Raw genomic sequence first — 6,677 nt, forward strand, 5'->3', positions numbered from 1 at the left:
AGCCGGTCGCGCCGGGCGAACACGGTGAACTGGATCGGCGGCAGCCGTCTGGCAGGCGGATACGCGCGACAGCCGGAGCTGACCGCCGAACGCTTCGTGGACCATGCGTCGCTGGGCCGCCTGTACCGCTCCGGCGACCTGGTCTCGGAGCGTCCGGACGGAGTTCTGGACTTTCACGGCCGCGTCGACGACCAGGTCAAGGTCCGCGGATTCCGCATCGAGCCGGGCGAGGTCGAGCACATCCTGCGCGAGCAGGCGGAGGTGGACGACGCCGCTGTGACCGTGCGCCGGCCCGCAGCGGACGACGCCCGCCTGGCCGCCTTCGTCGTAGCCGCGCCCGGCCCGGTACCTCGTGCCGAGGCGTTGCGGGCGCGGCTCGCCGAACAGCTCCCCGCCCATCTGGTCCCCGACGAGCTGACCCTCGTGGAGCGGCTGCCCCTGACGGTCTCCGGCAAGGTGGACCGGCGCGCGCTCACCGCTTTTCACGGCACCGCAGCCGCCGAAGACGCCACCGAGGTACTGACCCCGCTCCAGCAGGCCGTCGCCGAGGTGTGGAGCCGCAGCCTGGGCTGCGAAGTGAACCGGCCGGACGCCGACTTCCTCGCCTACGGCGGTCACTCCATGCTCGCCCTGGTCGTCACCGACGACCTGCGCGAGGAGCTCGGAGTGGAGCTGTCCCTGCCCGACTTCTTCGCCGCCCCCACGGTGGCCGGACAGGCCGCGCTTGTCGAGCGCGCCCTGCTGGCCAACCACAGCGATCTCCACCTCGACGCGCCGGAGGACACCGATGGCCACTGACATCACCCCCAGCTCCGCCGCGCTGCAGGAGGAACTGCTGCGCAGGGCCCGGGCGCGCGCAGGCGCGCGCCGAGCCGCCCCGGTCCCCACAGCCGTCCACGACCAGGGTCCCGCCCCGCTGTCCCACGCCCAGCGCCGGATGTGGCTGATGGACCGCATCGGCCAGGGAGGCTCCCTCTACAGCGTGCCCTTCGCCACCCGGCTGCGCGGGCCGCTCGACGTGGACGCCTTGACCGTCGCACTCACCGCGCTCGTACGACGCCACGCCATCTTGCGCACCCGTTACGGTCAGCGCGGCGACGAGCCGTACCAGGAGACGCTCCCCGCGCCCGGCACGATCGCCGTGCCGGTGGTGGAGGCCGACGGCGACGGCATGCAGACGCTCGCCGCGGAGGCGCGCCGTCCGTTCGACCTGGCTGCGGGCCCCCTGCCGCGCGCCCTGGTGCTGCGGCACGGCCCCCAGGACCACACCGTGCTGCTGACCTTCCACCACATCACCATCGACGGCGGGTCGCTGGAGACCGTCGCCGACGAACTGACGCAGCTGTACGCAGCCGCCGTGGACGGACGCCCTCACGAACAGCCCGAGCCGCCGCAGTACACGGACTACGCGCGCCGCGAGCACGCGGCGGCCGGCCGCCTCGATGCAGGACTGGGTCACTGGACGCGCCGGCTCGCCGGAGCCGTACCACTGCGGCTGCCCCGGCCCGCGCACCCTTCCGCCGGCCTGGGCACACACCCGGCCGTCGCCCGCACCACGAAGCTCGACGACTCGGTGCTGCCTGCACTGCGCGAGCTGGGCAGGCAGCACCGAGCCACCCTCTTCACGGTGTCCCTCGCCGCCGTCTTCGCCGCGCTGCAGCGGTTCACCGGCGAGGACGACCTGGTCATCGGCTGCGCCGGCACCCACCGCGAGGGTGCAGCCATGCGCGGTCTCGTCGGACTGTGCGTCAATACCCTTCCGGTACGTGTGAACCTGTCCGGCGACCCGGAGTTCGGGATCCTTGTGGACCGGGTGCGGGACGCGTTGCTGGAGGCCCAGGAGCACCGGGACGTGCCCTTCGACCTGATCCTTGAGCGGCTCGGCGCCGCCGCGCGGGACGCCGACGGCACACCGCTGGTGCGGGTCACCGCGGACGTGCTGCGGGCGCCCACGGCGCTCCCGCTGCCCGGAACGATCGCCGAGCCCGTCGAAGTCGGCCTCGGCGAAGCCAAGTTCGACCTGTCGTTCGGCCTCATGGACACCGACGAGCCCGCCTGCCTGGTCCAGTACGGTCAAGCAGCGCTGGCGACGGAGGCGGGAGACCAGCTGGCAGACGCCTTCGCCGACCTGCTGGCCGCGGTCGCCGTCGACCCGGAACTGACACTGTCACGGCTGCCCGGCCGGCCGTGGGCGGTCCCGGCCGACGACGAGTGCCATCCCGCCGAGACCCGGCTGCGGATGCATCCGCAGGTGAGCGATGCGGCCGTGCCGGAGCCGACGACCGGACCGCTGATCGCCTATGCCGTCCTGCGGGAGACCGGGGGCCCCTCGCCCGCCGAGTTGCGGGCCCATCTCCGGTCCGTCCTCGCCCGGGAACTCGTCCCGGCCACGGTGACGCTGCTGGACGCGATGCCGCGGAGCGCCGACGGCGCACTGGACGCCGGGCGGCTGCCCGGCGCGGCTTCAGCCTCCGCCCTGCACGGGGACCGTGCGCGGGCGGTGACGGCGGCGTTCACCGCTTTGCTGGGCCGGACCCCGGCGCCGGACGACGACTTCTTCGTCCTCGGTGGCCATTCCCTGGTCGCCGTGCAGCTTGCGGAGCGCTTGCGCACCGGGCTCAGGCTGCCGCTGACCGGTCTCGATGTGATGCAGAACCGGACACCGCGCGCACTCGCCGCGCTGCTCGACGCGCGTGAGACGGAACGTGCAGCGGCGGCCTCGACGGCTCCGCCGGTGTCACGTGGCCGGCGGGAACGCGCGGGCACCGTGCTGGTGACCGGCGGCACGGGCGGCGTGGGCGCGTTCCTCCTGCGTGAACTCGCCGCCCAGGGCAGGCCGGTGCTGGCGCTGGCCCGTCCCGAGTCGGCACATCTGGTGGCCGGTGACGGTGTGGATGTCGTCGAGGGTGATCTGACCGACCTGGACGGCCTGCGAACCGCCGTGGAGAGTGCGGACGCGGTGATCCACGCCGCCTGCACGTTCACCCGTCCCGAGGTGGACGTGGCGGCGATGGAAGCAATGGTCGACGCCTGGCGCAGCGGCCCGTTCGTCTTCGTCAGCAGCGTGGATGCCTACGGCCGCCCCGCTGAGCAGTGGGTGGCCGAGGAGTCGGCCTCCCGACAGCCGTTGAGCGCGTATGGACAGGCGAAGCTCGACTGCGAACAGCTGCTGATGCGGGCGGCGGGCACCGGGGGCCGGGGCGGGGCCAGCGTCGTACGCTCGCCCATCGTGTGGGGTCCGCACGACCGGCTGCGCGATCAGCTGCGCTGGGGGGCGACCGGATTGCTCTATCAGGCTGCTCTTGCCGGAGACCCGATCACCCTCCCACAGCCCGGCACAGCCGGACGCGACTGGTACGGCGCCCCGTGGGTCCACGCGGCTGCCCTGGCCCGTGCGGTGACCGCCTGCCTGGACACGCCCGTCCACGGCGTGGCCAACGCCCTGAGCGGTCACGTCGCATGGCAGGACCTCGCCGCCGAGCTGCGTACGCTCCTCGGAGGCGACAGTGAGATCCAGCTCGCCGAGCGGGCGCATCCGGACCTCGACCACCCCTGGCACTACCGCGCGGACCGGCTGGCCACCGCACTGCGTGAACAGCCCGGGGAGGACTGGCAGTCCGTACTCGCCGCGATGGTCGACACCGCCCAGGGCTAGGGCCTGTCGTTTGGATCAGGCCGGATCAGTGAGCGGGGTCTGGTGCGTGCGATCGCAAGGCGGAGGATGGGGGTCCCCCCGCCGAAGGCAGGGAGAGCCGACGCGGATAGCGCCGGCGACTCGACGCAACGCGGCATGGGGGCACCTCCCTGCGCCCGAAGCGCCACGGGGAGTGCGTGCCAGGGCACGCGAACCCGGCAAGATCCGAACGACAGGCCCTAAGCGCCCGGGACGGCGGGCCACGCGATCAGCCGTCGGCACAGGTCGGCGGCTGATCGCGTCTGTGCCAGGCGCACAGGCCACGGACCGGCTGGTATGCCTCCGCACAGTCCACGGTGCCGGGGCGGGCTGTCGCCCCGGCACCGCCGCGTCACTCCTCGTCGCGCAGCCGGGCCGCCAAGGAGATCAGCGGCTCGGTCTCCTCGGTGTGGCCCAGGGCGGTCAGGCGGGCGACCGCAGCGTCGAGGCGGGTGAGGGCGGGGGCGGGGCGTTCCAGGTAGAGGCCCTCCACGGCGCCCGCCAGGCGGACGCACTCGGCCCACTCGCCGGCGCCTTCGTCCTCCCGTCCCGGCTCGCCGAGCAGGGCAAGGGCCTTCTCCAGGGCGGCCAGTGCGTCCTCGTACTCGCCTGCGTAGGCGTTGACTCGCCCGTGTTCGTAGGCCAGTGCCGTGTCCAGGGCCCGGCCCTGGGCCTCGTATTCGGCAGCGCGGGCCTCGTCGGCGATCCGGCCCGCGTCGGTGAGGAAGGCGAGGGCGCCGGCCAGGCCGTCGGAGCCCTGCTGCTGGGCCTGGAGACGGGCGAGTTCGCGCAGGCAGTTGCTGAGCTGCTCGTAACGCGGGGCCTGTGCGTGGGCGGCGAGTGCCTGGTCCGCGACTTCGCGGGCCGGACCGAATTCGCCGGACTCGCCGAGGAGTACGGCGGTCTCCGCGGCGATCATGGCGTGGCTCCCCGGGTCGTCGTCCCAGCCGGACGACTCGCCCGCCAGGGTGACGAACTCCGCCGTGGCCGCCTTGAGGTCCTCCCCCGCGTGCAGCGCGCGGGCGCGGGTCAGGCGCAGCTGAGCGACGAGCCGGTCGTCCAACTCTCCTGCGGCGACGTCCGGTTCGGCCAGAAGGGAGTCGATCAGAGCGATGCAGTCCTCGACACGGCCCAGGTCGAGGCTGAGCCGGGCCGCGTTGCTGTAGGTGCAGAACGCGTCAGTCCGGCTGCCGCGGCGAAGGTCCGCCTCCGCGGAGCGCGTCAGGTGCCGCAGTGCCTCGTCGGGGCGGCCCAGGTGCATGCAGGCCTCGGCCAGATCACCGTGAAGGCGAGTGGTGTCGACGGTCTCGGCCGGCCAGTCGGCGGCCAGCCGCAAGCCCTCGGCGAGGTCCGCGTACGCGGCCAGCGCGTCCCGGAGGCCGAACTGGCACCGGCCGCGCAGTCCGAGCGTGCGGGGCAAGTGCCAGGCGGGGCCGTGCGCCTTCAACCGGTCGAGCAGGGCGTCGATCTCGGTGACCGCGGCGGGCAGGTCGCCGGAGAGGGCGTAGGTGCTGGCCCGCAGCAGCAGTGCGCCGGAGATCTGCCCGGCGATGTCGTGCCGGGTGGCGAACGCGTGCAACTGATCCACCTCGGCGAACACCGGCGCGACCTGCTCCTCGCTGCCCGAGGTCTGCAGGCTCAGGGCGAGCGCGGTCACCCGCAGCCGCAGCAGGCGGGCCTCCTGGTACGGAGCGAGGCCGGGCGTCTCCTCGTGGAGGCGGACCAGGGAAGCGTGCGTGGCGATCAGCGCGGCGGCGTTCGCCTCGGCTGCGTCGGCGCCCTCCGCCGGAATCTCGGCGATGGCGAGCAGGGCGCAGGCACGGGAGAGCGCCGCGTGACCCGGTTCCCCGGCGTCGTCGTACAGGGCCGCGGCCTCCTCGTGGAGGGCGGCGGCGTCGGTGAACTCGTCCTTCTCGCCCGCCCGGTTCGCCTCTTCGGCCAGCAGGTCCGCGCGCAGCTGCACGAGCGGGCCCACGGCCGGATCGTCAGGGTGGGTGTAGTCGCGGGCGGCCATGAGCGTGCGCAACCGCGCCCAGCAGGCATGTGCGTCGGGGTGCCCCTGCTCGTCCAACGTCCTGGCCTGGAGGATGAGTTCGGACAGCGTGTCGGGGACGGCGGCGCCTGCACGGGCAGCGGGCGCGGTAACCGGTGCCGCCGGGGCCACGTCGTCGAGGCTGCGGGGGCGCAGGGTCAGTTCCAGCGCCTCCCGGAGCGGGGCACTGTCGAGGCGGGCCCTGCGGCGGTCAGTGTGGGCCGTGGTTCCGTTGCGGGCGTCGAAGCGGGCGGCGAGGTCGTCGGCGCGGCCGCGCACCTCGGCGCGCAGGCCGGCCACCGTCCAGGTGCGGCCCGCATACCCGGCGGCGGGCAGTTCGCCGTGGCCGAGGTGTTCGACGCGCTGGAGGAGGACCTCCACGCCGGTGAGGAAGCCGAGCAGGTCCAGCGGCGAGTCGACCTCGTCGAACAGGTTCCGGTTCTCGGCGAGGAGTTCCAGGCCGCGTGCCTCGTTGCCGGTCAGCGCGCAGAACTCCAGGTGCCGGCCGACCTCCTGGGACATCGAGGCCTTGCGGCGGCAGCTGCGGTAGCCGGCGAGGTGCAGTTCGCGGGCCCGGTCGGTGCGGCCGGTGCGCAGCAGGGGCAACAGCGCGTACGAGACGGAGCGAGCCGGCTCCTCCTGGCAGGATTCCTTCCCGGCCAGGACGGGCTCCCAGGCGCTGAGCGCCCGCTCGTCGTCGCCCGCCGTGAGGTGGTACAGGGCGCGCTCGCAGATCTCGCAGGCCTCGCAGTCACTGAGCCTGGTGCGGCTGCGGCCCGCCCACAGCTCGCGTGCTGGCGGCAGGCGTCCTCGCCGACGTGGCAGCAGTTTCTGGTACGCCTGTCCGTAGTAGGGCTGGAGGCCGAGTTCGGCCTTCTCGTACCGGTCGCGCATCTCCTTCATCCACTGGTGCAGGCTGGCCAGCGGTATCTCGGGCAGCGTGCGCAGCGCGTTGGCCACCCACTTGAACCG

General features: G+C 73.6%; 3 protein-coding genes. 2 read left to right on the forward strand and 1 reads right to left on the reverse strand.

Translation table 11 applies throughout. The annotated features are described in order from the left end of the window. Window positions 1-24: 24 nt before the first annotated feature. Together OOK40_RS35365 and OOK40_RS26055 are read left to right on the forward strand one after the other, a co-directional pair. A complete protein-coding gene (locus OOK40_RS35365) occupies window positions 25-798 on the forward strand; it encodes a non-ribosomal peptide synthetase (RefSeq protein WP_323136112.1) in 774 nt (257 codons plus the stop codon). Beyond that, on the forward strand, window positions 788-3,655 hold the full coding sequence (locus OOK40_RS26055; RefSeq protein ID WP_266486475.1) for a condensation domain-containing protein: 2,868 nt from the start codon (window positions 788-790) through the stop codon (window positions 3,653-3,655). Before OOK40_RS35365 ends, OOK40_RS26055 begins: the two co-directional genes overlap by 11 nt. 370 nt (window positions 3,656-4,025) lie before the next feature. Here OOK40_RS26055 and OOK40_RS26060 read toward each other — a convergent pair. Next, window positions 4,026-6,677: hypothetical protein (locus OOK40_RS26060; RefSeq protein WP_266486478.1), on the reverse strand; the 2,652-nt coding region annotated here is incomplete at its 5' end.

Source organism: Streptomyces sp. NBC_01481, from assembly GCF_026339995.1.
Lineage (GTDB): Bacteria > Actinomycetota > Actinomycetes > Streptomycetales > Streptomycetaceae > Streptomyces.